This window comes from Streptomyces hydrogenans (assembly GCF_014656075.1).
GTDB classification, from domain to species: Bacteria; Actinomycetota; Actinomycetes; order Streptomycetales; family Streptomycetaceae; genus Streptomyces; species Streptomyces hydrogenans.
This window is the reverse complement of sequence record NZ_BNBS01000116.1, coordinates 1-25,835: the sequence shown is the minus strand read 5'-3', so window position 1 is coordinate 25,835 and position 25,835 is coordinate 1. Positions and strand designations below refer to the sequence as shown.

The window sequence follows — 25,835 nt, the reverse complement described above, 5'->3', positions numbered from 1 at the left end:
GGACTGGGCGGCGGCGGCCGGGGCCGCGGAACGCCTCACGGCGCTGGAACGCCGCCGGGCCCGGCCGCAGGCGGCGGCCGCCGCGCAGGCCGTGCTCGTCCAGGGGCTGACGGTGCTCGCGGTGGTCCTGCTGGCCCGGCGGCACGACGCCGGCCAGGTCACCACGGCGGTGCTCGCCCTGGCGACGCTGGTGGGCTTCGAGCCGGTCCTGCCCCTTCCCCGCGCCGCGGAGGACTGGGTGACGGCCCGGGCGGCGCTGCGCAGGCTGCGCGGGACGGCCGGGGCGACCCCGGACTCCGCGGACTCCTCGTCCGGCGGTCTGCCGGCCGTGCCCGGGGCGTCGCCCGCGGGCCCGTGCACGGTGCGGGTCGAGGACCTGACCGTGCGGTACCGGCCGGGCGCCGCGCCGGCGCTCGACGGGGTCGGTCTGGTGCTGCGGCCCGGCCGCCGGATCGCGGTCGTCGGACCGAGCGGCTCCGGGAAGAGCACACTGCTGGGCGCACTGGCGGGACTCGTGACCGCGGAGCGCGGCGGGGTGGTCCTGACCGGCGCGGACGGGCGGGCCCTGCGCGCCGGCGCCGGGCCGGAGGGGGAGGCGGCGCGCCGGGTGATGACGGGTCTGGTCACGGAGCCGTACGTCTTCCACGCCTCGCTCCGCGACAACCTGGCGCTGGCGCGGCCGGACGCGGGCGACGCGGAGCTGGCGGAGGCGCTGGCGGTCGCGGGGCTGACGGAGTGGGCCGGCCGCACCGGCTGGGACACCGTGCTGCGGGAGGACGGCGGTTCGGTCTCCGGCGGCCAGCTCCAGCGGGTCGCGCTGGCCCGCGCGGTGCTGCGGGACCCGGCGGTCCTGCTGCTCGACGAGCCGACCGAGGCGCTGGACCCGGAGACGGCGGACGGCGTCACCGCCCGGCTGCTGGCGCGCCCGGCCGGGGACCGTACGACGGTGTGGGTGACCCACCGGCTGAGCGGGCTCGCGGCGGCGGACGAGATCGTGGTCCTGGAGGAGGGCCGCGTCACCCAGCACGGCACCCACGACGAGCTGGTCGCCCGCCCCGGCTACTACCGGGACGCCTGGGAGTGCGAACTCCTCGCCGGCGGCCTCCCGGAGGTCGTCGCCGGCCGGGACTGACCCGGCCGGCGGCGACGCCCGTGGGGGGGGTGGGCGGGGTGATCGAGTGGGGCGGGGCGGCGCGGCGGGGGATGGCGCGCCGCCCCGGCGGGACTCGGGGCCCGCACACCTCCACGATGGGCCCGCCCCCTCCAGGCCCCGTCCAGAACCGCTGGACGCGGCGCGAGAAGGGCCCCGCCGACGCCGTACGCGCTCCCCGCTCCCGCCACCCGCCGACGCCGGACGGGCTCCTCTCCCGCCTCTCCCCGGCGTCGTACGGCCTCCGCTCCCGCCACCCGCCGGCGTCGTACGCGCTCCGCTCCCCCGGCCGTCCGGGACGTGCCGCTAGGCCGCCCGCTCCGCCGCCTCCGCGTCCTCGCGGGCGAGGACGCGGAGGAGCGCCGCGGTGAGGCGGGCGGACCGGGTGGCGGTGTCCTCGGGGGTGGGGGCCTCCGCCGGGAGGTCCGAACGCCAGGCGACGAAGCCGTCGGGGCGGACCAGCACGGCCTGCCCGGGGGCGGCCGCGTAGCGCTCGCTCCAGGAGGCGGAGACGGACCGGGCCTCGCCGGGGGCGGCGGGGACGGCGTCGGTGACCGTGAGGGCGCGCACGGCGGCGCCGGTGGCCCCGGCGAGGGCACCGGCCGGGGCCGTCCAGTCCGCGCCGGGCGCGGCCAGCAGCACGAAGCCGTCGCCGAAGAGGTCGACGGTGGACAGCTTCTCGCCGTCCAGCTCCAGCTCGACGTGGGGCGCGCGGGTGCCGGGCACCGCCCGGGGGTCGGCCTCCCACAGGTCCGGGGCCCCGTCCGTGCCCTCCGTCGGCGCGGGCGCGACGACGGCGCCCGAGGCGTAGCGGTAGTGGAACATCACGGCGGGGTCCGGACGGAGCCTCGGGTCGGGCTCGGCGGTGCCCTGGCCGACCAGACGGGGGCGGTCCTTCGAGCGCAGCACGGCCTGTTCGACGGTGGCGCGGGCCACCGGGCGCCGTTCGGCGTCGTAGCTGTCGAGCAGGGCCTCGCCGGCCTCGCCGCGCAGCACGGCGGCCAGCTTCCAGGCGAGGTTGTGGGCGTCGGCGAGGCCGGTGTTGGAGCCGAAGGCCCCGCTGGGCGGCATCAGGTGGGCCGCGTCGCCGACGAGGAACACCCGGTCCTGCCGGAAGCGTCCGGCGAGGAGCCCGGCCGCGTCCCAGGGCAGGGCGTCGTGGACGGTGACGTCGAGGTCGGGCAGACCGGCGGCGGCGCGGACGAGTTCGACGCAGCGCTCCTCGGACAGCGGCGGCGAGCCGGCTTCCCGGTCGTCGATGACGTGCAGCAGCCAGCGACTGGCGTTGTCGATCGGGAGCAGGGCGCAGCGGGCGCCGGCGGCGGTGGTGTAGCAGATGATGAACCGCCGGTCCCCCAGCACCTCGCGCAGGTCGGCGTCGAAGCGGATGTTGACGAAGCGGGCCATGGTGCCCGGTCCGTGGGTGGGGATGCCGAGCGCGCTCCGCACGCGGCTGCCCGCGCCGTCGGCGGCGATCATGTAGCGGGCCCGGACGACGCGTTCGGCGGACGTGTCGCCCTCGGCGGCGCCGCGGTCCCTCAGGACCGCCGTGACGCCGTCCGCGTCCTGGGTGAAGGAGGCGACCTCGCGGCCGAAGCGGAGGTCCGCGCCGAGTTCGACGGCCTTGTCGTGGAGCAGCGGCTCCAGCTCGTCCTGGTGGCAGAGGCTCCACGGGGAGGGGCTGAGGACGCTGTAGTCGGCGCCGCTGTCCTGGTGGTACGACTGCCGCAGCTCGCCCAGGTGGCGGCCGGCCAGGCTCTCCACGGCGATGACTCCGGCGTTGTCGGCGAGCGCGCGGGCGGAGACGGTGTCGCGCACGGCCTCCTCCAGGCCGACGCCGCGGAGCAGTTCCATGCTGCGCGGGTTGACGCCGCGGGCCCGGGGGTGGACCGCCAGCGTGTCGTGCCGCTCGGCCAGCACCGCCCGGACGCCCTGGCGGGCCAGGAAGACGGCGGTGGCCAGGCCGACGAGCCCGCCGCCGACGATCAGCACGTCGGTCCGCTCGGTCCCCTCCGGCAGGCCCGGCGTCCCCGGGGCGCTGCTGTCGTGCGGGGTGGTCCCCGGTGTCGCCTGTGCCATGTGGTCTCTCCCTCGGCCGAGAGGGGCCCGGGTCGGCCCCCTCGGTGAACGTAGGCACCGGGGGCGGGAGTTGTCCCGTCCGCACCACCGGGGCCCCAGCCGGTGTCGAGCGCGGCTCGTGACGCTGGGCGGCGTCGCGGACGACCCGCGCCAGGACGAGGCCCAGGAGGACGCCCGTGCCCCAGACCACCGTGCCCGATCACCGCGGCCGCGCCGAGCGCCCCGAGGAGCCCGGACGCCCCGACCGCGCCGTCGACGGCGCCGGGGAGCCGCCGCGCTTCCCGCTGCCCAACACCACGCCGTGGCGGCCCTCCCCCGGGTTCGCCGCGCTGCGCGAGGAGCGGCCCCTGTGCCCCGTACGGCTGCCGACCGGCAGCGACGCGGTGCTCGTCACCGGGTACGCGGACAACCGGGCGCTCCTCGCCGACGAGCGGTTCAGCCGGGCGGCGGCGGCCCGCGCGGGCGCGCCCCGGGCCCGCCGCATCCCTCTCGACGCGACCTCGCTGACGACGCTCGACGGCGCGGAGCACGCGCGGCTGCGCTCGGCGGTGGCGCGGGCCTTCACCCACCGGTGGGTGACGGCGCTCGCGCCGGTGGTGCGCGCGGAGGCGGACCGGCAGGCGGCGGGGCTCGCGCGGGCCGGCCGGCCGGCGGACCTGGTCGCGGGGTTCACCCGGCCGTTCTCGCTCGGGGTGATCGGCGGTCTGCTGGGCGTCTCGGTGCCCGATCTGCCGGCGTTCCGGGCGATGACGGAGGCGTATCTGAGCGTCGACGGGCACACGCCGGAGGAGATGCTGCGGGCGGTGGCGGGGCTGAAGGAGCTGCTCGGCGAGGTCGTGGCACGGCGCCGGGCGGAGCCCACGGACGACGTGCTGGGCGTGCTGGCGGCCGACCGGAGCGCGACGGCGCTGTCGGACGCGGAGATCGTGACCTTCGGGACGACGCTGCTGGTCGCCGGCTACGAGACGACGGCCGCCCTGATCGCGAACGCCGCGGTGGCGCTCTTCACGCACCCGGAGCAGTGGGCGGCGGTGCGGGCCGCGGGCGGGCTGTCGCCGCGGGCGGTGGAGGAACTGCTGCGGTACACCGCGATCTCGGTGGGCGGCGGCACGCTGCGGGTGACGGTGGAGGACGTCGAGCTGCCCGGCGGCACGGTCCCGGCGGGGACGGCGGTGCAGCCGGCGACGACCGCCGCCAACCACGACCCGCGGGTCTTCGAGGATCCGGACGTCCTGGACCTGGAGCGGGAGCACAATCCCCACCTGGCCTTCGGGCACGGGGTGCACTACTGCCTGGGCGCCAATCTGGCCCGGCTCGAACTCACCGCCGCCTTCGAGGCGTTGCTGTCCCGTTTCCCCGGGCTCCTCCCGGCGGAGCCGCCGGAGCGGATCCGCTGGGAGGAGCGCAAGATGATCCGGGGGCCGCTGGCCCTGCCCGTCACCTGGTGACGAGCACCGGGGCGTCGGCCCGGGCCGCGTTCCGGGGCGCGGGGACCGACGGACCGGTCCCGTGGCCGCGCGCCGCGGGGCCGGGGTGCCCGGCCGGGTCCGCGAGGACGGCGAGGGCGGCGCGGACCGCCGGGGAGAAGCGGTAGCGGTAGCGGTCGTCCGTCCCGGCGCCGGAGCCGGACGGCTGCCCGGGGACCGGGTCGGGGTCCGGGTGCATCAGATAGTGCTCGACGAGGTGCTCCAGGAGCGACTCGGCGTCCCCCGGCACGACGCCGAGGATGCCGGCCGCGTCCTCGGGGGTGACGGTGGCGTCCGCCGCCGCCGCGAGCCGGTGCAGCGCCCGCCGCTCCTCCGCGCCGAGCAGCCGCCGGGTCAGGTCGACGCTGCCCAGCAGCCCCAGTTCGGCGAGGGCGGGGCCTTCGGGGCCCGCCTCCCGGTCGGGGACGGTGCGGTACGAGCGCAGCAGCCGGCCCATCGGCCAGTGCGGCCGCAGCCGCCCCCGGTCCGCGACGACGCGGAGCGCGACCGGCAGCCGGGCGCAGAGGTCGAGCAGGCCCTCGGTGGCGTCCGCGTCGGCGGCCAGCCGGTGGTCGCCGCAGGCGTCGGCGAGCATCCGGCGGGCGGCGTCCGGGGAGAGCGGGGGCAGTTCGACGGTGGCGGTGAGGCCCGGGTCGACGAGCCGCCGCCGCGAGGCGACCAGGACGGCGCTGCCGGGGCCCGCCGTGAGCAGCGGCCGCAGCTGGGCGGTGTCGGTGGCGTCGTCCAGGACGATGAGGACCTTGCGGCCGTCGGCCCAGCTCCGGAACATCCGGGCCCGCTCCTCCAGGGTGGCCGGGATCCGCTCCGGGCGGACGCCGATCGCGCCGAGGAAGTCGTTGAGGACCGTCTCCGGGGGCACGGGGGTGCCGTCGGGGCCGAGCAGCCGGGCGTACAGGTCCCCGTCGGGGTAGGCGGAGCGCAGCCGGTGGGCGGTGTAGGTGAGGAAGGCGGACTTGCCGCTGCCGGGCGGGCCGAGGACCAGCACGGCGGGCGCGGAGGCGAGCCGGTCGGCCACCGCCGCGCCGACCTGGTCCAGTTCGGCCTCGCGGCCGACCAGCCGGGGCAGGCCCGGAGGCAGCCGGGTCACCGGGTCGGTGCGGGAGGCGGGGAAGGCGGAGGTGCGGGCGGGGTTCTCGATGACGGGTTCGCCCGCGATCATCTTCTGCTGGAGGCGGCGGAGTTCCGCCGAGGGCTCCAGGCCGAGTTCGCGCGCGAGGGCGGTGCGGGCACCCTGGTAGGCGAGCAGCGCCTCGGAGCGCCGGCCGGCCTGGTAGAGGGCCAGCATCAGTTTGGCGTGGAATCCCTCGTGAATCGGCTGCTGGGCGACGATGGCGATGAGTTCGCCGATCACCTCGCGGTGTCTGCCGAGCCGGAGATCGATGTCGATGCGCTGTTCCAGTACGGTCTTGCGCAGTTCTTCGAGGCGGACCTCCTCGGCCTGGAGAATGGGGCCCGCGGTGACGCCGGTCATGGCCGCGCCGGACCACAGCGCGAGGGCCGAACGGAAGGTGACGGCGGCCTTCTCCAATTCTCCGGCCGCCATTTCGGCCCGGCCCCTGCGGGCCCTGGCGACGAATTCCTGGGAATCCAGGGATTTCTCCGGGAGCCCCAGGAGGTAGCCGTTCATCATCGTGTGCAGGACGGGGTCCCGGCCGGCCGCCGCGGGATCGCCGGGCAGGTGGGCCGGGGTGCCGGAGCCCCCGAGTCCGAGTGTCTTGCGGAGCTGGTAGATGTAGGTCTGGAGGGTCGTGGTGGAGCTGGGCGGCGGGTTCTCCCCCCATAGCTCCTCCACCAGCTGGTGCGTGCCGACGACCGATCCCGCGTTCATCGCGAGCAGCGCCATGACGGTGCGGAGCTTGGGCGCCGTCGGTGTGGCGATCGCGCTCCTCTGAAGCACCTGAAAAGGACCCAGAACCTTGATTTCCACTGCTCCCCCTTCCGAATCATCACCGATCGAATTCTCGTTCGGTGAGGCTAAAGGGGTTCGGTAGACGGCCGGTCGAGCGGATCTGGATTTCCACTCTCCTCCCACTGTCCTCCCGCTCTCTTCCCGGTCTTCCCCTGATCCGTCCTCGATCCGGCCTCGATGCGCCACTGCCGGCCCGGCCGGCGCACAGCAGTTCCGATGCGGAGAAGACGCCGAAAAGAGGCGGAGAAGGGGGCGGACCGGGACACCCGTGAATTCCTCATGGTCCCGCGGTGCCGATTCACATGAGGCCGGTGTCCTGCGCACTGTCGTCCGGCCCCCCGCTCGGCGAGTCTTGGAGTGTCAGGTTCGTGATCACGGGGAGGAGACCGGAATGGACGTCAGGCTTCTGGGGGCACTCGAGGCCACGGAGGGAGGCAGTTCCCTGCTTCCCACCGCCGGCAAGCCGCGGCAGGTGTTCGGGCTGCTCGCCGTCCACCCCGGGCAGCTGGTGCCGGTCACCGCCCTCATCGAGGAGCTGTGGGGCGACGACCCGCCGCGCAGCGCCCAGTCCACGCTCCAGACGTACGTGCTCCACCTGCGCAAGCTGCTCGGAGCCGCCCTGTCCGGAGGCCCGGAGGCCGCCAAGCGGGTGCTGGCCACCCGCTACAACGGCTACCTCCTGGACGTGCCGGCGGAGACGGTGGACGCCCTCACCTTCGAGCGGCGCTCCTCCCGCGGCAGGCTGGCGATGGAGGTCGGCGACTGGCCGCAGGCGGCCCGCGAGCTGAGCGGGGCGCTGGAGCTGTGGCGGGGCCGGGCCCTCGCCGACGTGCCGATCGGCTCCCGGCTCTCCGTCGAGGTGACCCGACTCGAACAGTCCCGGCTCAGCGTGCTGGAGGACCGGATCGAGTCGGACCTGGCCCTCGGCCGGCACCAGGCCCTCCTCGGCGAACTCGCGGCCCTGACCGCCCGCCACCCGCTCCACGAACGGCTGTGCGCCCAGTACATGCTGGCGCTCTACCGCTCCGGCCAGCAGTGGCGCGCGCTGGAGGCGTTCGCGGTGCTGCGCCGGGTCCTGGTGGACGAGCTGGGCGTGGAACCCTCGCCCCGGCTGCGCGAGCTCCAGCGGGCGGTCCTGGACAGCTCCAGGGAACTGGAGGGGGGCCTGGCCCCGCTGTTGGCCGCCCCCGCGGCGTGAACTCCCCCACCGGACGCGAAGAGCCGGGTGGCCTGGCCACCCGGCTCTTCGGGTTGTCCGGCGCGTGCGCGCCGCACGGATCACCGCGGTCGTCCGGTCACCGCGGTCGTCCGGGTCCTTCGTCGTGTGCGGGACGGGCGGCGCGTGGACCGCGGAACCGGGCTCCTGGATCCGGGAGCCCGGGGCGTGGGACAAGGGATGTGGGCGGTGGGGCGTGAGGGGCGGGGCGTGGTGCGCGGGGCTCAGATTCCCGGCAGGAACCGGCGGCCCGGGAACCACGGGAACCCCGCCGACGCCCAGCGCCGCACCGCGGGTCCGGACGGCGTCGAGCCCCCGCAGGCCGGCAGGGCGGTGAGTTCGCAGCGGCGCACGGCGAGCTTCATCAGGGCCACGTCCCGCGGCGGGGTGAGGGGGTCGTCCGGTGCGTAGGCGTAGCGGACCGCGGCCTCGATCTCGTACAGCTCGGCGGCGGTGAGCGGCGGGGCGAACGGCGGCCGGCGCGGGACGGTCTCCCCGGTGGGGAAGGCCGGCGGCCCGGCCTCACCGGAGCGGGGCCGCGGTTCGAGCCGCGGCATCTCGACCGGCGTGCCGAGGAGATGGACCGTGCGGAAGGCGGGGTCGTGGGCGGCGGCCCGCAGCGCGACGCCGCCGGCCGCCCCGACGCCGAGCAGATGGGCCTCCACGGCCGGTCCCCCGGGGCCGGCCAGACCGCGCAGCCAGGTGCCGGCGGCCGCGGAACGCCAGGCGGCGGCGGAGGGGACGACGACGGCCACCCGGTAGCCGCGGCGGACGAGCCGGCGCAGCAGGCGCGGCCCGTCACGGTGTCCGCCGGGGCTGCCGTTGACGACGATCACGAGCGGGCGGCCCGGAGGGCCCGGGACGAATCCCGGCAGGACCGCACCCTCGTCACTGGTGCTCATGGCGACAGCCTGACGAACGCCGCTCGACTCCTGGTCGAGACCTCCGCGCGCGGTCAGGACGGGCCGCCCGGTGCCTACAGCGCGACCGGCTGCCGCGCCTCCGCGGGCCGGGTGACCGAGGCGTACGCCTCCGTGGCGAGCGGCACCCGGGCGACGAGCTCGAAGACGTCCGCGGGGCCGCGCCGGATGTTCAGCCGGCCGCCCACCGCGCCGACGCGGGCGGTGAGGTTGCCGAGTCCGGTGCCGGCCGAGGCGCGGCCCGGCGAGACCACGCCCTCCACGTCGGCGCCGTCGTTGACCAGGCGCAGTTCGACGGTGCCGGCCTCCTGGTCGGTGCGGGTGGCGATCACACAGGTGCCGGGCTGGCTGTGGCGCAGGATGTTGGTCAGCCCCTCGCGCAGCACCGTGGCGAGCAGGGTGTTGGCGCCCGAGGGCAGCCCTGTGACGGAGACGTCGCTGGTGACCTTGATGCCGGCGGCGCGCAGCACCGAGCAGGCGGACTCGACCTCGACGAGGAGCGACAGGTCGCGGTAGCCGCGGGCCACCTCGCGGACGTCGGCGAGCGCCTGCCGGGTGATGACCAGGACCTCCTCGACCTCGCGCCGGGCGAGCTCGGGGTTCTTCAGGACGATCCGCTGGATCAGCTCGTTCTTCAGCGCGATCGAGGACAGGCTGTAGCCCAGCAGGTCGTGGAGGTCCCGGGCGAATCTGAGCCGCTCCCGGGCGACCGCCATCCGGGCCAGCTCCTCGCGGGTTCCGTGGATGGCCGTCGCCAGCGCGGCGAGCCGGGCCAGGGCGAAGAGGACCAGGCCGGTCAGCAGGGTGGAGACGCCCATGTAGACGACGTTGACCGGGCCGAGCTGCTGGGCGGCGGAGAGCCCCACGATCCCGAGGACGACCAGGGCGAAGAGGACGCGTCCGAGGACCCCGTGCACGGTGTGGAGGACGGACGCGGCGAGGAAGCCGCCCATGCCGCCCCAGCGCCAGCCGTAGACGACGAACGGGACGAAGGTGATGAGGGCCTGGAGCGAGAGGGTGTAGACGAGGATCCGGCCGCGGATCACGGCGAGTCCGGGTGCGGAGTGCACCCAGTGGAGGGCGGCGACCACGGGGACGACGGCGACGCTGCACACCAGCTCCACTAAGCCGGTGGCCGCCTCCAGCACGTTGACCGTCTGCATGAGGGAGTAGCCGATCAGCACCACGAAGGAGATCAGGGAGGCCATCCCCGGACTGGGTGAGTTATCACTCACGGCACAGAGATCCGGGCCGGATCCGAAGGGTTCGGACGCCTTCGCGTCACCACTCCCCCCGGCCCACCGTCTCCCCCGTACAGGTCTCTTACCTCCGAAAACATGCCAGTGCGGCACTCGACCCCCCATTCGCACCATCGCCGGACCTCGCGGCGTGCGTGCATCCCGGGGATCGTAGCCCGTCAGCCATGTCTACGTCAGTTGTCGGACACTCAGAGCGACTTATCCCGTGTTTCGTCCTACGCCCCGAGGGGGTGAGGAGTTCACGGTCGCACTCGTGAAGCATTCACTTGTCCCGCCTCCCGGCCCCCACGTTTACTTCTGGACACCGCCCCCCACACCACCTTCCAGAACGTGGAGTTCACGATGCGTCAGGCCCTCCTCCCCACCGTCTCCGCCGCCCCCGCCTTCACCGAGGCCGACCTGCGCCGCGCCGAGCGGCTGCTGAGCATGCAGCTCGTCGCCCCGGCCCCGGGAAGCGCCGTGGCCGCCCGCTGCGAGGCGCTGGAGGCCGTGCGGGAGGACTTCGACGTCCTCGGGCCGGCCGCCCACCACGCCCTCACCCTCTGCATCGCCGCCGAGGCGGAGACCGCGGCGGGCCGCTGAGCCCGCCCCCACCGGACGGCCACCAACCCCCAACCGCGGAGGCGGACATGCAACTGGGTCTCAAGCGGCACGTAAGAGTCGAGGTGGTGCCCGGTGAGGGCACCTACGTCCTCTCCGAGCGCTCCATCACCGCCTTCGAGGACCCGCGGGTCGCCGTGGTGGCCCCGCTGCTCGACCGCCCGACCGACTTCCGCAGCCTGGTCACCGCCGCCGCCCCGCACTGTTCGCCCGACGACGTGGCCACGGTGGTCGGCAGCCTGCACCGCTCGGGGCTGCTCCACCAGGGCCCGGCCCCCGCCGGAGGCCGCGCCGAGGCGGCCTACTGGGAGCTCGCCGGCACCACCGGCACCGGCCCCTGCGGCCCGGTCGCGGTCCGCGCCGCGGGCGGCGACGCCCGTGCCGCCGAGCGTGCCTGCGTCGCCGCGGGACTGGAGCTCGCGGCGCCGGAGGAGGCGGCCGCCGCCGCGCTCACCCTGGTGGTGTGTGAGGACTACCTGAGCCCCGAACTCGCCGCGACCGCAGCCGAGTTGACGGCCCGCGGCGCCGCGTGGCTGCCGGTCAAGCCACACGGCACCACCGTGTGGGTGGGCCCCGTCCACGCCCCCGGACGGACCTGCCACACCTGCCTCACCCACCGGCTCTCCGGCCACCGCGGACCCGAGCTGCACCTGCGCCGCGCGCTCGGCCGGCCGGCCCCGCGCCCCGCCGCCGAGACCGGGGCCAGCCTCGGCCTGGGCCACCACCTCGCGGCGCTGGAGTGCGCCAAGTGGCTGGCCGGGCACCGGCATCCGGGCCAGGACGGGGTGCTCGCCTTCGACACGCTGTCGCTGTCGTCGGTCCTGCACCCGCTGCGCGCCCGCCCGCAGTGCCCGAGCTGCGGGAACCCGGACCTCGTCGCCGACCGGGTGCGCGAACCGGTGGTGCTCCGCTCCCGGCCCAAGGGCGAGCGGACCGGCTCCGGACACCGGGCGGTGCCCGCCGCCGAGGTGCTGCGCCGTTACGGCCACCTGGTCTCGCCGGTCACCGGCGTCGTCAAGGGCATCGAGCGGGACGACCGCGTCCCGGACGGCCTGCACGCCTTCCGGGCCGGGCACAACCACGCCCTCGGCCCCCGCTCGCTCACCGACCCGGCGCGGCACCTGCGCAGCGAGTCCGGCGGCAAGGGCATGACCGAGCGGGACGCCCGCGCCGGCGCCCTGTGCGAGGCGCTGGAGCGGCACAGCGGCATGTACCAGGGCGACGAGCCGACCGTACGGGCGACCTGGGCGGAGGTCGCCGACCGGGCGATCCACCCGGAGCGGTGCACGCTGTACGACCCCCGGCAGGGCGTGGTGCCCTTCGACCCGTCCGCGCCGGTCGACTGGACACCGGTCTGGTCGCTCACCCGGAACCGGCAGGTGCTGCTGCCCACCGCCCTGCTGTACTTCGAGGCCCCGCGCCTCCCGGGCCTCGGCCACGTCCGCGCGGACTCCAACGGCAACGCGGCCGGCTCCAGCCTGGAGGACGCCGTCGTCCAGGGCTTCCTGGAGCTGGTGGAGCGCGACGCGGTGGCGCTGTGGTGGTACAACCGCACCCGGCACCGCGCCGTCGACCCGGCGACGTTCGGCGAGCCGTGGACCGCCGTCGTCGAGGCGCTGCACGCCTCACTGCGCCGGGAGGTCCACGTCCTGGACGTCACCTCGGACTTCGGCATCCCGGTCTTCGCCGCCGTCTCCCGCCGCACCGACAAGCCCGCCGAGGACGTGGTGCTCGGCTTCGGCGCGCACTTCGACGCCCGGGTGGCGCTCTGCCGGGCGCTGGCCGAGGTGAACCAGATGCTGCCCGCCGTCGCCGGGGTCACCCCGGACGGCGAGGGCTACGGCTGCCCCGACGAGCGGCTGCTGTCCTGGTGGCGCGGGGCGACCGTGGCCGAGCACCCCTACCTGCTCCCCGCCGAGGGCGTCCCGGTCGCCACGGCCGCCGACTTCCCGGTGCCCGAGCGCGCCGACCTCCTCGACGACGTGCGGGCGGCCCAGGAGGCCGTCGCCGCGCGGGGGATGGAGCTGCTGGTCCTCGACCAGACCCGGCCGGACATCGGGCTTCCGGTGGTGAAGGTGCTGGTCCCGGGCATGCGGCACTTCTGGGCGCGGCTGGCGCCCGGGCGGCTCTTCGACGTCCCGGTGGCACTCGGCCGGCTGGGCCGCCCGACGCCGTACGAGGAGCTGAACCCGGTGCCGCTCTTCCTCTGACGGGGCGGCGCCGCGGAGGTCCCGCCGGTCCGGTATCCCGCCGCCGACCATGGTCATCATCGACTACAGTCCGAAGGATCGTGACGGAGTCGTCCAGGTCGGCGGCTCGCAAGGGGTTCGGGGGGGCCAACTCATGATCCGCATTCTGCTCGTCGAGGACATGTCCATGCTGCGCCGCGCGCTGGTGGCGCTGATCTCGCTGGAGGAGGACATCGAGGTCATCGCCGAGCTCGACACGGGGGCCGGCGCCGCCGACCGGATCATGGCGCTGAGACCCGACGTGGCCGTGCTCGACATCGAGCTCCCGGGGCAGGACGGCATCGCGATCGCCGAGGAGCTGCACCGCCGCGGCTGCCCCAGCCGGGTGCTGATCCTGACCAGCCTGGGCCGGCCGACCAATCTGCGCCGCGCCATCGCGGCGGGGGTGCACGGCTTCCTGCTCAAGGACGGCTCCCCCGACCAGCTGGCGGACTCGATCCGGGCGGTCGCCGCGGGGAAGCGGGCCTTCGACCCGGACCTCACGCTCGCCGCCCTCGACGTGGTCGAGTCGCCGCTCACCGCCCGCGAGACGGACGTGCTGCGGATCGCCGCCACCGGCTGCGACGTCGACGAGATCGCCTCGACCCTGCACCTGTCGACCGGCACCGTCCGCAACTACCTGACGACGGTCGTCCACAAGCTGGGCGCCCGCAACCGCGTGGACGCCATCCGCATCGCCACCGCCTCCGGCTGGCTGTAGCACCCCGGCCGGCGGCCCCCTCCAGCGCTCCCCCATCTCCGCTCCAGACCCGCGGGCTTGCCTTGTCGGCGCGCGTCGCACCGCCCCCACCGGGGCGGGCGCGCGCACCGACACGAGGGAAGGGGCACCCAGGGATGAGCGTCGTCGATACCGGCCGGCCCGTGCGCGCCACGGCGCCCGCGGAGGCACCCGGGCTGCGGGAACTGACGGCCGAGCTGGCCGCCGTCCGCGAGCACGCCACCGCGGGGCCCGGTCCGCAGGCCACCGAGACCCAGCACCGCAAGGGCAAACTGACCGTCCGGGAGCGCCTGGACCTCCTCTTCGACGAGGGCACGTTCACCGAGATCGAGCTGCTGCGGCGGCACCGGGCGCAGGGGTTCGGCCTGGAGGACCGGCGACCGCCGACCGACGGCGTCGTCACCGGCTGGGGGCTGGTGCACGGGCGGAAGGTGTTCGCGTACGCCCACGACTTCCGCATCTTCGGCGGTGCCCTCGGCGAGGCGCACGCGCAGAAGATCCACAAACTGATGGACCTGGCGCTGGCCGCGGGAGCCCCGCTGGTCAGCCTCAACGACGGGGCGGGCGCCCGGATCCAGGAGGGCATCAGCGCGCTCGCCGGCTACGGCGGCATCTTCCGCCGGGCGGTGCGCGCCTCCGGGGTGATCCCGCAGATCAGCGTGATCATGGGCCCGTGCGCGGGCGGCGCCGCCTACGCGCCGGCGCTGACCGACTTCGTCTTCATGGTCCGTTCCACCTCCCAGATGTTCATCACCGGCCCCGACGTGATCCGTTCGGTCACCGGCGAGCAGGTCACCCAGGAGGAACTGGGCGGCGCGGGCACGCACTCGACCCGGTCCGGGGTCGCGGCCTTCGTCCACGACGACGAGGAGTCCTGCCTCGCCGAGGTGCGCTACCTGCTGTCGATGCTGCCGTCGAACAACCGCGAACTGCCCCCGGCCTACCCGCCGCAGGACCCGGCCGACCGGCGCTGCGAGGCGCTCCTCGACCTGGTGCCCGCCCAGCCGGAGCGCGGCTACGACATGCGCGCGGTGCTGACGGAGCTGGCCGACGACGGCGAGTTCCTGGAGGTGCACGAGGCGTGGGCGGGGAACGTGCTGTGCGCGCTGACCCGGATGGGCGGCCGGGTGGTCGGCGTCATCGGGAACCAGCCGAGCGTCCTCGCGGGCGTCCTGGACATCTCCGCCTCGGAGAAGGCGGCCCGCTTCGTGCAGTTCTGCGACGCGTTCGGCATCCCGCTGGTCACCCTGGTCGACGTGCCCGGGTTCCTGCCCGGCGTCGAGCAGGAGCACGGCGGGATCATCCGGCACGGCGCCAAGCTGCTGCACGCCTACTGCGACGCGACCGTGCCCCGCGTGCAGGTGATCCTGCGCAAGGCGTACGGCGGCGCGTACATCGTCATGGACTCCCGCTCGGTCGGCTGCGACCTGTCGCTGGCGTGGCCCGCCAACGAGATCGCGGTGATGGGCGCGGAGGGCGCGGCCAACGTCGTCTTCCGGCGGCAGATCGCCGCCTCGGAGGACCCGGAGGCCACCCGGGCAGCGCTGGTCAAGGAGTACAAGTCCGAGCTGATGCACCCGTACTACGCGGCCGAGCGGGGTCTGGTGGACGACGTCATCGATCCCGCCGACACCCGGATCGCGCTGATCGGGGCGCTGACCATGCTGGACGGCAAGAACCAGGTCGTGCCCGCCCGCAAGCACGGGAACCCGCCGCTGTGAGCGGCCCCGGCGGCGAGGAGCTGCGCGTGGTGCGGGGCGCCGCGAGCCCCGAGGAGCTGGCGGCGGTGACGGCGGTGCTGCTGGCGGTGACGCGGAACCGGCCGGCGGACGCCGAGGGGACCGCGCCGGGGGCGACCGCCCCCGGCGGCACCCGGTGGCGGACGGAGGGCGGCGTCCGGGACGCCGCCTCCTGGCAGCGCGCCTCCGGCGACGGTTTCGGAGGGCGGCCGTGCTCCGGGCCGCCCCGCTGACCCTGGAGGCCGTGCCCGGAACCGTACCGCCGGCCCTGGAGCCCTCCCCGGGGACCAGGGCCTGGACGGTGGACGTCCCGGCGCAGCGCGGGTACGCCGCGCTGCTGGCGCCGGAGCTGCTGGACGCGGCCGAGCGCGCCCGCGCCGGCCGTTTCGTCCGCGCCGCCGACCGGGACCGGTACGTCACCGCCCATGTGGCGCTGCGGCTGGTGCTCGGGGCGGTGACCGGTACGCCGCCCGCGCGCGTCGCGGTGGACCGGGCGCCCTGTCCGGGGTGCGGCGGTCCGCACGGCCGTCCCGTGCTGCGGGACGGCCGTCGTCACTTCTCCCTCTCGCACGGCGGTTCCCTGGCGGTGATCGTCTGCGCGCCGGTGCCGGTCGGCGTGGACGTCGAGCGGATCCCGCGCGCCGAGGTCGTCGGGCACGTCGCGCCGAAGCTGCACCCGGCGGAGCGCGCCGAACTGGCCGCGCTGGCGCCCGCCGAGCGGCCCGCCGCCTTCGCGCGGGTGTGGACCCGCAAGGAGGCGCTGCTCAAGGCGCTCGGCACCGGTCTGGTCCGCTCGGCCGCCGCCGACTACGTGGGCTCCGGCCCCTTCCCCGCGGCCGACCCGGCCTTCCGGCTGTTCGACCTGGACGCCGGCACCGGGCACGCGGCGGCCGTCGCGCTGCTGACCGCCCCCGGGACCGCGGCCTCCTGAGGCACCGCGGCGCGGGCGTCCGGTCCGCCGCGCCCCAGCCGCCCCTCCCCCGTTCCGCGCCGGATGGACCGGCGCCCGTCCAAGGAGACAGATCATGGCAACCCACGTCCCCCGTCCGCTGCGCCGGCTGGCCGGCTCGATCTGGTACGCGCTCCAGTGCGCGGGCTCGGCCTGGGTGCACATACCCGGCTGGGTGCCCGAGCCTCCCGAGGACGACCGGGCCCCGGCCGGTGCCCGGACCGCGGCCGCCGGTCCCGTCCGCTCCCTCACCGGTCCGGGCACCGGGCATCCGGAGCGGCTCGCCGTCGACGTACCGATGAGCGCCGAGGAGCGGCTGCTGTGGCAGCAGTTGGGCGCCCACTGGTAACGGACCGCCCGGCACGCGTGAGCGCCGGGCCCCCGTCCGCGCCCCTGGGGCCGCGGGCGGGGGCCCGGCGCTCGCGCGTCGGTGCCGGATCAGCAGAGGGGCACCTTGGTGAAGCGGACGTTCTGCGGGTCGGCCGGGACGCCGGTGGGCTCGACCTGGACGGCGAGGAAGGAGTCGTCGTCGTGGGCGAGGCCGGAGTAGGTGCCGATGAACGGGCCGCCGAAGGAGGGGCTCACGCCCTCGATGCCGGCGACGGGGGCGGAGAGGCGGCGCTCGCTCCAGCCCGAGGGGCTCGTGGCGCACGACCAGGAGCGGCAGGTGGCGATCCAGGAGCTGGTGAGGGTGGAGGTGACGTCCGCGGTGTCGTCGCGGAAGTCCTGGTAGCTCACCGCGACGGTGCCGTTGGGGTGCACGTCGACCTGGGGCAGGAAGGCCTGGCCGGTGCCGCCGAGTGCGGTGTCCGGGGTGCCGTTGACCTTGCGCGGCGTGGTCCAGGTGCGGCCGCGGTCGTAGGAGGCGGAGAGGGCGACGGCGCTGCCGCCGGTGCCCAGGCTCGCGTCGCCCCAGACGGCGTAGACGGTGCCGGTGACCGGGTCGAGCGCGACGTCCGGGACCATGCCGGGGGCGATGAGCTGCTTCGTCGTGCCCGGCAGGACCGGCACGTTGACCTTGTGGTCGGCGATGACGACGGGCGCGGACCAGGTGGCGCCGCCGTCGGTGGAGCGGATCGCCTTGATCTGCTCCGGCAGCGGCGGGGTGGGGGCGCCGCCGATCGGGTGGTCGCTCTCGAAGAAGACGATCAGCAGCGAGCCGTCGCGCTGTACGAGCACCTGGGAGCCGACGGTGCCCGCGGTGGTGGCCGGGCGGTAGATCGAGCGGGCGGGGGCCCAGGTGGTGCCGCCGTCGGTGCTGGTGGCGAGGAGCAGGTCGTGCTTGTCCTCGGCGAGGGTGCGGCGGTTCCAGACGGCGTAGACGCGGCCGGGGTTGCGCGGGTCGACGGTGGTGGCCTGCTTGTCGTGGATGACGGTCCGGTCGTCGTCGACGAGCGCGACCGGGGCGGACCAGGTGTCGCCGGCGTCGGCGGACTTGGTGACCCACACCGAGGAGCGGGTGCCGATCATCGTGACGGAGGCGTACAGCGTGCCGTCGGAGCCGAAGGACGCGTACGGGTTGGTGACCCGGCCGATCACGTCGGTGCAGGGCGCGAAGCCGGGCAGCGGCCGGGTGCTCCACTGGCGGCCGCCGTCGTGGCTGGTGGAGAGCATGATGCCGCGGGAGCTGCCCCAGGCGTGCCGGTCCTGCTGCCAGACGACGGCGAGGTTGTCCGGGTCGGTGGGGTCGGTGGCCACCCACGGCTCGGTCTCCGAACCGGCCGAGTACTGGCTGGAGTCGGGCGGGCAGTCGGCGAACGGGGTGGCACCGGACAGCACGGTGGTGCTCGTGCCCGCGGCGGCGGCGGGTCCGGCGGTCAGCAGGACCGCGGCGGCCAGGGCGCCGACGACGCCGGCGGCCGAGCTTCGGACGATTCTCATGGTGCGGAACTCCTTCTGGGGTTCTGGTGGGCGAGGGCGGTACCGGGCGTCGTACCGCCGCGGATCAGATGCCGCCGTCGGCGGTGAGGGTGGCGCCCGTGACGTAGCCGGCCAGGTCGCCGGCGAGGAAGGTGATCACCCCGGCCACCTCGGCGGGCGTGCCCAGCCGGCCGAGGGAGGTGAGGCCGCGCAGGTGGTCGGCCTGGGCGGGCGGCAGCGCGGCGCCGCCGAGGATGCCGGGGTCGACGAGGTTGACGCGGATGCCCGCGCCGCCCCACTCCTTGGCGAGCGAGCGGGTCAGTCCGGCGAGCCCCGCCTTGCTGGCGGTGTACGCGGCGTGGCCGGGCAGTCCGCGGCGGGCGGCGCCGCTGCCGACGTTGACGACCGAGGAGCCGTCGGTGAGCAGGGGGCGCACCTCGCGGCTGACCAGGAACGCGGCGTCCAGGTTGGTGGCGAGGGCGCGGCGCAGCACGGCGTCGCCGGGCGCGGCCAGCGGCGCGCGCTCCATCGTGCCCACGGTGTTGACCAGGACGTGCAGGGTGGCCGAGCGGGCGGCGCAGGCGTCGGCGACGGCGCGGGCGCCGTCCTCCGTGGTGACGTCGGCGCGCAGCACCAGGTGGTCGCCGGGGAGGGCGGCGAGGTCGGCGCGCAGCGCGTCGGCGGCCTCCTCGTCGGAGCGGTAGCAGGCGGTGACGTGCGCGCCGAGGCCGGCGAGGGCCAGGGCGACGGCCCGCCCGAGGCCCCGGGTGCCACCGGTGACCAGGGCGTGACGTCCCGTCAGGGACAGTCCGGGCAGGGTGGTTTCGGCGGTCTGGGTCATCGTCATCCCTGGTCGATCACGCGGTGCATGCCGTTGTAGGCGTTCCGCTCGGCGGTCTGGGGGTCACGGGTGAAGGAGCTGACCGCGTACTCGCCGGGGGCGCTGTTCTCGAAGCGGACCACGGCGATCTTGCCGGGCGAGATCGGCAGCATGCCGCCGGCCCGGCCGGTGAACGGCGAGGGCAGCGGGGCGCCGGCCTTCTCGGCGTCGTAGTAGGCCTGGATGGCGGCGTCGGTGGTGCCGGGGGCGACCGGACGGAAGATGGCCTCCTGCGGCGAGGCCGTCAGGTTGGCGACCAGGTAGGCGGGGTCGTGGTCGACCTCGGAGGGGGCGATGAAGGCGGGCTTGCCGCCCAGGGTGGCGGCGAGCAGGACGGCGTCGTGCGCGGGCGGGCGGACGGTGAGCCGGTCGCCGGAGATCTCCAGGGTCTGGGCGTAGTAGGGCGGACGGCCCGAGGTCCAGCTCGCGGAGGACTCGACGACGTGGTAGGTGCCGGGCTCCAGGTTGACGCTGACCGAGACGGGCTTGCCGGCCTGGACGGAGACGCCGCCGTTGAACTCCACGTCGCGGTAGAGGCGCTGGACGGCCGGGACGGAAATGGCCGGATCGGCGCTGGTGACCTGCCCCATGAGGGTGTTCACGTCGTTGACGGTGACGCCCGGCGCGAGCTTGAGGATGGAGAGGTAGTGGCCGGAGGCGTCGGCGGTGGTGGCCCGGAAGGTGAGCCAGCCGGGCCGGTGCCCGGTGACCGGCAGGGTCAGACCGGTGTGGGTGAGGGCGAGGTCGAGGACGGCCGGCGTGGTGACGGTGCCGGAGACGGCGGTGGTGCCGGTCGCGGCGGTGTGGGTGGTGGCCGGGACGGCCTGGGCGCTGGTGGCGCCGCCGAGCAGAACGGCGGCCACGGCGACCGCTCCCAGGCGTCGCGCGGTGCGTCGGATGACTGAGGACATGGGGAGGTGACTGCTTTCCTGCTCGCCGGTCCGGCGTCGCCGCGGCGGGCCGCGGAGCCGGGGCCCGCGGTGCGCGGGACCGATCCTTTTCTGCCATCGCGGCCTCGACGCCCGATCGAGCACGGCTGGACCGGCGCCCGGCCGGCCCCGCCGAACCACTGATCACCTGGGCCGAGGCAGGGTTCAGTGGTTTTCGAGGGGCGGGTGCGAGCATCCACGCGTTCAGTCAACCCGTGGCCGAGGGGAAGTCATGTACGACGAGAATCCCGCCGTTCTGATAGTCGGTGGTGGCCTGGCGGGCCTGTCCAGCGCGGTGTTCCTGGCCGCGCGGGACGTGCCCGTGGTCCTGGTCGAGAAACACGCGGGGACGATGGTCCACCCGCGGGCCCGCAGCATCAACCCGCGCAGCGTCGAGCTGTTCGACCAGTTCGGGCTGGTCCCGAAGGTGCAGGAGCACCGCTCGTACTCCAGCCGTCCCGGCGGTCTGCTCTTCCGCGGCGAGACCCTCGCCGGCATGGAGGTGTTCCGGTCGCCGCTCGACCCGCCGAGCACGGTCGGCCGGGTCACGCCCCAGCCGTGGGCGCCGATCGACCAGGACAAGCTGGAGACGGTGCTGCGCGAGCGCGCCGAGGAGCTGGGCGCGGACATCCGCTTCGCGACCGAGCTGGTCTCCTTCGAGCAGGACGAGGAGGGCGTCACCGCGCTGGTCCGGGACCGCGTGAGCGGCGCCGAGAAGACGGTGCGCGCCGGCCACCTGATCGCGGCGGACGGCAACCGCAGCCCGGTGCGCGAAGCGCTGGGCATCGGCCTGCACGGCCGGGGCCTGATCGGCTCCACGATGACGCTGGTCTTCGAGGCCGACCTGAGCGAGCCGCTGCGCGGCCGGCAGCTGGGCGTCTGCCACCTGGACCGTCCGGTGACGGGCACGGTGCTGCTCCAGCACGACGGCGAGCGCCGCTGGGTGTTCTCCATGCCGTACCGCCCGGAGGACGGCGAGACGCTGGCCGACTTCGACGACGAGCGCTGCGTGGCACTGGTCCGCGAGGCGATCGGCGTGCCCGACCTGGAGGTGGCGATCGTCCCGCAGCTCTCCGACGGCACCAAGGTGCTGGGGTACGAGCTGGCGGCGCGGGTGGCGGACCGCTTCCGCGAGGGCCGGGTGCTGCTGGTCGGCGACGCGGCGCACGTGATGCCGCCGACCGGGGCCTTCGGCGCGAGCACCGGCCTGGCCGACGCGCACAACCTGGCGTGGAAGCTGGCCGCCGTCCACCACAAGGAGGCCGGTCCCGCACTGCTCGACACCTATGACGCGGAGCGCCGTCCGGTGGCCGAACTCACCGTGGCCCAGGCGCTGTTGCAGATGGAGCGGCGCACCAAGGCGCCGGACGGCAAGCCCGGCGGCGCCCAGGGCGGCAAGCCCGGCCCGGACGCGGGCAGGCCGGCCGCGGCCGAGGGCGCGCCCGCCGGTGACGCCGCCGCGGGCGGGGGCGACGCCGCCTACTTCAAGCCGTACGAGTACTACTCGACGGTGCTCGGCTACTGCTACCGCTCCACGGCCGTGCCCGGCGCCGACCCGGACCTGCCGCCGGCGCTGGCGCCGGGCGAGCTGGGCGGCCGTCCCGGCACCCGCGCCCCGCACCTGCCGGTCGACCGCGACGGCGCCGAGGGCTCCACCCTCGACCTGTACGGCGACGGCTTCGCGCTCCTCGTGGGCACCGGCCTGGCCGGCGACCGCTGGGCGGACGCGCTGGAGACGGCGGCGGCCCGGCTGGGCGTCACCGCCCGGTCGCGGCGGCTCGGCGCGGCGGCGGAGACCGGCGCCGAGGTCGTCACCCGCGAGGGCTCGTGGGCCGAGGCGCACGGCGTGGGCGCGGGCGGCGCCGTCCTGGTCCGCCCCGACGGCTTCGTCGCGTGGCGCGCGGAGGGCCCGGCCGGGACGTCGCAGGAGGCGACCGAGGAGGTGGAGCGCGTGCTCCGCGAGGTGCTGGACCGGTGAGAGTGCTGCTCGCCGCCTTCCCGAAGGCGTCGCACTACTTTCCGCTGGTGCCGCTGGCGTGGGCGCTGCGGGCGCGCGGACACAGCGTCCGCGTCGCCTCCTCGCCCGCGCTGGCGGGTCTGGTGCTCGGCTCGGGCCTGCCCTGGGTGAGCTGCGGCGAGGACGTCGACACCCGCGCCCTGTGGCGCGGGTTCGACGTCCTGGGCGGCACGGACGCCGATCCCGGCGCGCACACCCGTGAGCGGCGGGCCCGGGCCATGACCATGTTCGCCGCCGTGGGCGAGGCCATGACCCCGGACCTGCTCGACTTCGCCCGGCACTGGCGGCCGGACCTGGTCGTGCACGAGCCCCGCGCCTACGCGGGGCTCGTGACGGCCGAGGTGCTGAAGGTGCCGCTGGTGCGCCAGTTGTGGGGCACCGACTACACGGCCGGCCGCTGGGACGAGGAGGGACCCTTCCTCGCCCCGCTGCTGGCCGCGCACGGTCTGGACCCGGCGGGCGTGGACCCGCTGGGCGTGGCGACGGTGGACCCCTGTCCGCCGTCGCTGCGGCTCTCCGGCGGTCCCGCCGCCCCCGCCGTACGCCGCCTGCCGACCGCCCACGTCCCCTACAACGGCGCCGGCGAGGTGCCGGACTGGCTGCGCGTACCGCCCCGGCGGCCGCGCGTCTGCGTCACCTGGGGCACGTCCACGCGGTCGGCCGCGCGGGCCCCGGAGCCGGTGGTGCGGATCGCGGAGGCGCTGGCCGGCCTCGGCGCCGAACTGGTCCTCGCGGTCCCGGCGGGCCGCGCCCCCGAGGGGCTGCCGCCCGGCACGCGGGTCGCCGAGTCGATGCCGCTGCACCTGCTGCTGCCGTCCTGCGCGGCCGTCGTCCACCAGGGCGGGGCCGGCACCACCCTCGCCGCGTCGGCGGCCGGGGTGCCGCAGCTCGTCTTCCCCGCCACGGTGGACGGCGAGGAGAACGCGGGCGGGGTCGTCGCCTCCGGGGCCGGGCTCCGGCTGGACACGGCCGCGGTGGACGACGGCGCCCGCGTGGCGGAGGCCGTCCGCCGGCTGCTGGCCGAGCCCGCCTTCGCCCGGTCCGCCGCTCTGCTGCGCGAGGAGGTCCGCGCGCTGCCGTCCCCCGCCGAGACCGCCGGTCTCCTGGAGCGCCTGGTGACACACCCCGGCTGACACCCCTCCCCCACGAAGAAGCCCCGCCCTCCCGGCGATCCGGGCGGCGGGGCTTCTTCGTGGGAGGGTCGCAGCGGGCGGACGAGCCGCACCTGAACGGTCGGCCTCAGGACGGTCGGCACTCAGGACGGTCGGCACTCAGGCCGTGGGGACCTCGCGGCGGCCGGCCCCCCGGCGAACGGCCCACCGGCGGCCCCCGACGGGCGACCGGCCCCCGCACGCCGAACGCGCCGAACGCCCGGCCCCGGCCCGTCGGACCGGGGTCGGGCGTTCCGTCAGGTCATCCCCGCGCCGTCAGCGTCTCGTGGACGTGGCGGGCCAGGCGGGCGACCGTCGAGTGGCCGAAGATGTCCGCCACCGCGAGCCGCAGCCCGGTCGTGGCGGTCAGCCGGTTGCGGAGCTCGACGCAGGTCAGCGAGTCCAGGCCCAGCTCGCGGAGTTCGCGGTCGGGGTCGACGGCCTCCGCGTCGTGGGCGAGGACCGCCGCAGCGGCCGTGCGGACCAGCGCGGCGACCACCGCCCGGCCGGCGTCCGCGTCGAGGGCCGCCAGCCGCTCGGGCAGCGGGGTGGCGTCCTCCGTGCCGCCGGAACCGGTCCCGGCGGCGGCCCGGCGGCGCTGGACGGGTGCCGGGGCGAGCCGGGCCAGCATCGGCGCCCGCGTGCCGCGTTCCGCCTGCCGGCGCAGGGCCACCCGGTCCCCGGCGGCGGCGACCAGCAGCGCGGTGCCGTCGGCCAGCGCCGCGTCGAAGAGCGCGAGCCCCTCGGCGTCGCCGAGCGGCGCCACGCCCGCCCGCCGCATCCGGGCGAGATCGGCCTCGCCGAGGTGGCCGGTCATGCCGCTCTCGCTGCCCCACAGGCCCCAGGCGATCGAGGTGGCGGGCAGGCCGACGGACCGGCGGCGGGCGGCGACCGCGTCGAGGACGGCGTTGGCCGCCGCGTAGTTGGCCTGTCCGGCGGTGCCGAGGGTGCCGGCGACCGACGAGAAGGAGACGAAGGCGGCCAGGTCCGCGCCGCCGGTCAGCTCGTGGAGGTGGCGGACGGCGTCCGCCTTGGGCGCGAACACCCGGGCGACCTGATCGGGCGTCAGGGCGTGCGCGGCGCCGTCGTCGAGGACGCCGGCCGCGTGGACGACGGCGGTGAGCGGGTGCTCCTTGGGGACGGCGGCGAGCAGCGCGGCCACCGCCTCCCGGTCGGCGACGTCGCAGGCCGCGACGGTCACCCGGGCGCCGAGCGCCTCCAGTTCCGCGACGAGCTCCGCCGCGCCCGGCGCGTCCGGCCCCCGGCGCCCGGCGAGCAGCAGGTGACGGCTGCCGTGGGCGGTGACGAGGTGCCGGGCGAAGAGGGCGCCCAGGGTGCCGGTGCCGCCGGTGACGAGCACCGTGCCGTCCGGGTCGAGCGGCGCGGGCAGCGTCAGGGCCAGCTTGCCGACGTGGCGGGCCTGCTGGAGGTGGCGCAGCGCCGCCCTGGCCCGTGTCACGGGCCAGGTGGTGACCGGCAGCGGGGTCAGCGCCCCGGTGCGGAACAGGTCGCCGAGGTCGGCGAGCATCGCCCGGATCCGGTCCGGGTCGACCTCCAGGAGGTCGAAGGCGGTGTAGGCGACGCCCGGGTGCCGGGCGGCGACGTCGCCGGCGTCCAGGATCTCCGTCTTGCCCATCTCGACGAACCTGCCGCCCGGCGGCAGCAGCCGCAGCGAGGCGTCCAGGAAGTCGCCGGTCAGGGAGTTGAGGACGACGTCGACGCCCGCGCCGCCGGTGGCGGAGCGGAACTCCTCCTCGAAGGCGAGGGTCCGGGAGTCGGCGATCCGCTCCCCGGGCACCCCCGCGGCGCGCACCGCGTGCCACTTGCCGCGCCCCGCGGTGGCGTACACCTCGGCGCCGAGGTGGTGGGCGAGCTGGAGGGCGGCGAGGCCGACCCCGCCGGCGGCGGCGTGCACGAGCAGCCGCTCGCCGGGGCGCACGCCGGCCAGGTCGACCAGGGCGTGGTAGGCGGTGAGGAAGACGACGGGGACGGTCGCGGCCTGGGCGTACGTCCAGTCGTCGGGGACGCGCAGCACGTGCCGGTGGTCGGCGACGACGAGCGATCCGGCGTCGCGGACCAGCGCGGCGACCCGGTCGCCGGGCGCGAGGCCCCCGGCCTCGGGACCTGCCTCCAGCACGGTGCCGGCCACCTCGATGCCGACGCCGGTGGCGCCCGGCAGCGCGCCGAGGGTGACGAAGACGTCCCGGAAGTTGAGCCCGGCGGCCCGTACGGCGATCCTCACCTCGCCCCTGCCCAGCGGCCGTCCGGCCTCGGGATGGGCGACGGCCCGGAGGCTGTCGGTCGTGCCGCCGCCGTCGGCGACGTCGAGCTTCCACGGCCCGTCCGGGGTGTCCAGGGCGTCGGCCTCGGCCGCCGGGACGAGCAGGGGGGCGTGCGGCACGCCGTCGCGCAGGGCGAGTTGTGGGGCGTCGGCCGCGGCCGCGAGGCCGGAGTCGTCGGTGCCGTGGACCGGGTCGGCGTCCAGCAGGGCGAAGCGCCCGGGGTGTTCGGTCGCGGCGCTGCGCAGCGCGCCCCAGACAGCCGCCTGGCCGGGATCGGGTGCCGGGTCGCCGGGCCGGGCCGTGACGGCGCCCCGGGTGACGACGAGCAGCCGGGCTCCGGAGAGCGGCGCGGACTCCAGCCAGCCCGCGGTGAGGGCGAGGGCGGCGACGGTCCGCTCGCGCGGCTCGCCGCCCGGCTCGGCGCACCCGGTCACGGTGCCG

20 protein-coding genes are annotated in these 25,835 nt (G+C 76.1%); 12 read left to right on the top strand and 8 right to left on the bottom strand.

The genetic code is table 11. The features are described 5' to 3' along the window. Nucleotides 1-1,132: amino acid ABC transporter ATP-binding/permease protein (locus IE321_RS33000; RefSeq protein WP_190225597.1), on the top strand; the 1,132-nt coding region annotated here is incomplete at its 5' end. Nucleotides 1,133-1,456: 324 nt separating this feature from the next. Here IE321_RS33000 and IE321_RS42930 read toward each other — a convergent pair. After that, nucleotides 1,457-3,229 carry an FAD-dependent oxidoreductase gene (locus IE321_RS42930; RefSeq protein ID WP_190225596.1) on the bottom strand — a complete coding sequence of 591 codons (1,773 nt, stop codon included), beginning with the start codon at nt 3,227-3,229 and terminating at the stop codon, nt 1,457-1,459. 176 nt (nt 3,230-3,405) lie between these two features. Between IE321_RS42930 and IE321_RS32990 the strand changes: the two genes are divergently transcribed. Further along, the gene (locus tag IE321_RS32990; protein WP_190225595.1) at nt 3,406-4,677 is read left to right on the top strand and encodes a cytochrome P450; all 1,272 of its coding nucleotides are present in this window, start codon (nt 3,406-3,408) and stop codon (nt 4,675-4,677) included. Here IE321_RS32990 and IE321_RS32985 read toward each other — a convergent pair. After that, nucleotides 4,667-6,613 carry an AfsR/SARP family transcriptional regulator gene (locus tag IE321_RS32985; RefSeq protein ID WP_190225594.1) on the bottom strand — a complete coding sequence of 649 codons (1,947 nt, stop codon included), beginning with the start codon at nt 6,611-6,613 and terminating at the stop codon, nt 4,667-4,669. The two genes, IE321_RS32990 and IE321_RS32985, sit on opposite strands and share 11 nt — an antisense overlap. Before the next feature lie 403 nt (nt 6,614-7,016). Here IE321_RS32985 and IE321_RS32980 point away from each other — a divergent pair, with 403 nt between their 5' ends. Beyond that, nucleotides 7,017-7,823 (top strand): AfsR/SARP family transcriptional regulator, encoded by an 807-nt coding sequence (locus IE321_RS32980; protein WP_043223706.1) that lies wholly within the window; start codon nt 7,017-7,019, stop codon nt 7,821-7,823. 242 nt (nt 7,824-8,065) lie between these two features. On the opposite strand, the gene IE321_RS32975 is transcribed toward IE321_RS32980, so the two are convergent. Together IE321_RS32975 and IE321_RS32970 are read right to left on the bottom strand one after the other, a co-directional pair. After that, nucleotides 8,066-8,743, bottom strand: coding sequence for an alpha/beta fold hydrolase (locus IE321_RS32975; RefSeq protein WP_190225593.1), 678 nt, complete (start codon nt 8,741-8,743; stop codon nt 8,066-8,068). A 74-nt stretch (nt 8,744-8,817) separates the two neighbouring features. After that, nucleotides 8,818-9,969, bottom strand: a complete 1,152-nt coding sequence (locus tag IE321_RS32970; RefSeq protein WP_190225592.1) for a sensor histidine kinase — start codon at nt 9,967-9,969, stop codon at nt 8,818-8,820. 381 nt (nt 9,970-10,350) lie between these two features. On the opposite strand from IE321_RS32970, the gene IE321_RS32965 reads away from it, so the two are divergent. The 7 genes from IE321_RS32965 (at nt 10,351) to IE321_RS32935 (ending at nt 16,624) form a co-directional block, all read left to right on the top strand. Further along, nucleotides 10,351-10,602: a hypothetical protein gene (locus IE321_RS32965; RefSeq protein WP_190225591.1), complete on the top strand. Its 252-nt coding sequence runs from the start codon at nt 10,351-10,353 to the stop codon at nt 10,600-10,602. Between the two features lie 47 nt (nt 10,603-10,649). Further along, entirely contained in the window at nt 10,650-12,830 is a 2,181-nt protein-coding gene (locus IE321_RS32960) for a TOMM precursor leader peptide-binding protein (RefSeq protein WP_190225590.1), read from the top strand. 133 nt (nt 12,831-12,963) lie between these two features. After that, nucleotides 12,964-13,569 carry a response regulator transcription factor gene (locus IE321_RS32955; protein ID WP_043223710.1) on the top strand — a complete coding sequence of 202 codons (606 nt, stop codon included), beginning with the start codon at nt 12,964-12,966 and terminating at the stop codon, nt 13,567-13,569. Between the two features lie 134 nt (nt 13,570-13,703). Continuing rightward, entirely contained in the window at nt 13,704-15,308 is a 1,605-nt protein-coding gene (locus tag IE321_RS32950; RefSeq protein ID WP_190225589.1) for an acyl-CoA carboxylase subunit beta, read from the top strand. Further along, nucleotides 15,305-15,559 carry an acyl-CoA carboxylase subunit epsilon gene (locus IE321_RS32945; protein ID WP_190225588.1) on the top strand — a complete coding sequence of 85 codons (255 nt, stop codon included), beginning with the start codon at nt 15,305-15,307 and terminating at the stop codon, nt 15,557-15,559. Before IE321_RS32950 ends, IE321_RS32945 begins: the two co-directional genes overlap by 4 nt. 11 nt (nt 15,560-15,570) lie before the next feature. Next, the gene (locus IE321_RS32940) at nt 15,571-16,257 is read left to right on the top strand and encodes a 4'-phosphopantetheinyl transferase family protein (protein ID WP_190225587.1); all 687 of its coding nucleotides are present in this window, start codon (nt 15,571-15,573) and stop codon (nt 16,255-16,257) included. Nucleotides 16,258-16,351: 94 nt separating this feature from the next. Continuing rightward, nucleotides 16,352-16,624, top strand: a complete 273-nt coding sequence (locus tag IE321_RS32935; protein ID WP_190225586.1) for a DUF6059 family protein — start codon at nt 16,352-16,354, stop codon at nt 16,622-16,624. A gap of 89 nt (nt 16,625-16,713) precedes the next feature. Here IE321_RS32935 and IE321_RS32930 read toward each other — a convergent pair whose 3' ends face one another. The 3 genes from IE321_RS32930 to IE321_RS32920 form a co-directional block, all read right to left on the bottom strand. Beyond that, nucleotides 16,714-18,156: a sialidase family protein gene (locus IE321_RS32930; RefSeq protein WP_190225585.1), complete on the bottom strand. Its 1,443-nt coding sequence runs from the start codon at nt 18,154-18,156 to the stop codon at nt 16,714-16,716. Between the two features lie 64 nt (nt 18,157-18,220). Beyond that, nucleotides 18,221-18,982 (bottom strand): SDR family NAD(P)-dependent oxidoreductase, encoded by a 762-nt coding sequence (locus IE321_RS32925; protein WP_226651745.1) that lies wholly within the window; start codon nt 18,980-18,982, stop codon nt 18,221-18,223. Beyond that, nucleotides 18,979-19,878, bottom strand: coding sequence for a hypothetical protein (locus IE321_RS32920; RefSeq protein WP_043223716.1), 900 nt, complete (start codon nt 19,876-19,878; stop codon nt 18,979-18,981). Before IE321_RS32920 ends, IE321_RS32925 begins: the two co-directional genes overlap by 4 nt. 298 nt (nt 19,879-20,176) lie before the next feature. Here IE321_RS32920 and IE321_RS32915 point away from each other — a divergent pair, with 298 nt between their 5' ends. After that, entirely contained in the window at nt 20,177-21,922 is a 1,746-nt protein-coding gene (locus tag IE321_RS32915; protein ID WP_190225584.1) for an FAD-dependent monooxygenase, read from the top strand. After that, entirely contained in the window at nt 21,919-23,094 is a 1,176-nt protein-coding gene (locus IE321_RS32910; protein WP_043223718.1) for a nucleotide disphospho-sugar-binding domain-containing protein, read from the top strand. Before IE321_RS32915 ends, IE321_RS32910 begins: the two co-directional genes overlap by 4 nt. 280 nt (nt 23,095-23,374) lie before the next feature. Here IE321_RS32910 and IE321_RS32905 read toward each other — a convergent pair. Next, nucleotides 23,375-25,835 (bottom strand): SDR family NAD(P)-dependent oxidoreductase (locus IE321_RS32905; protein ID WP_190225583.1); only part of this gene is annotated, 2,461 nt, incomplete at its 5' end.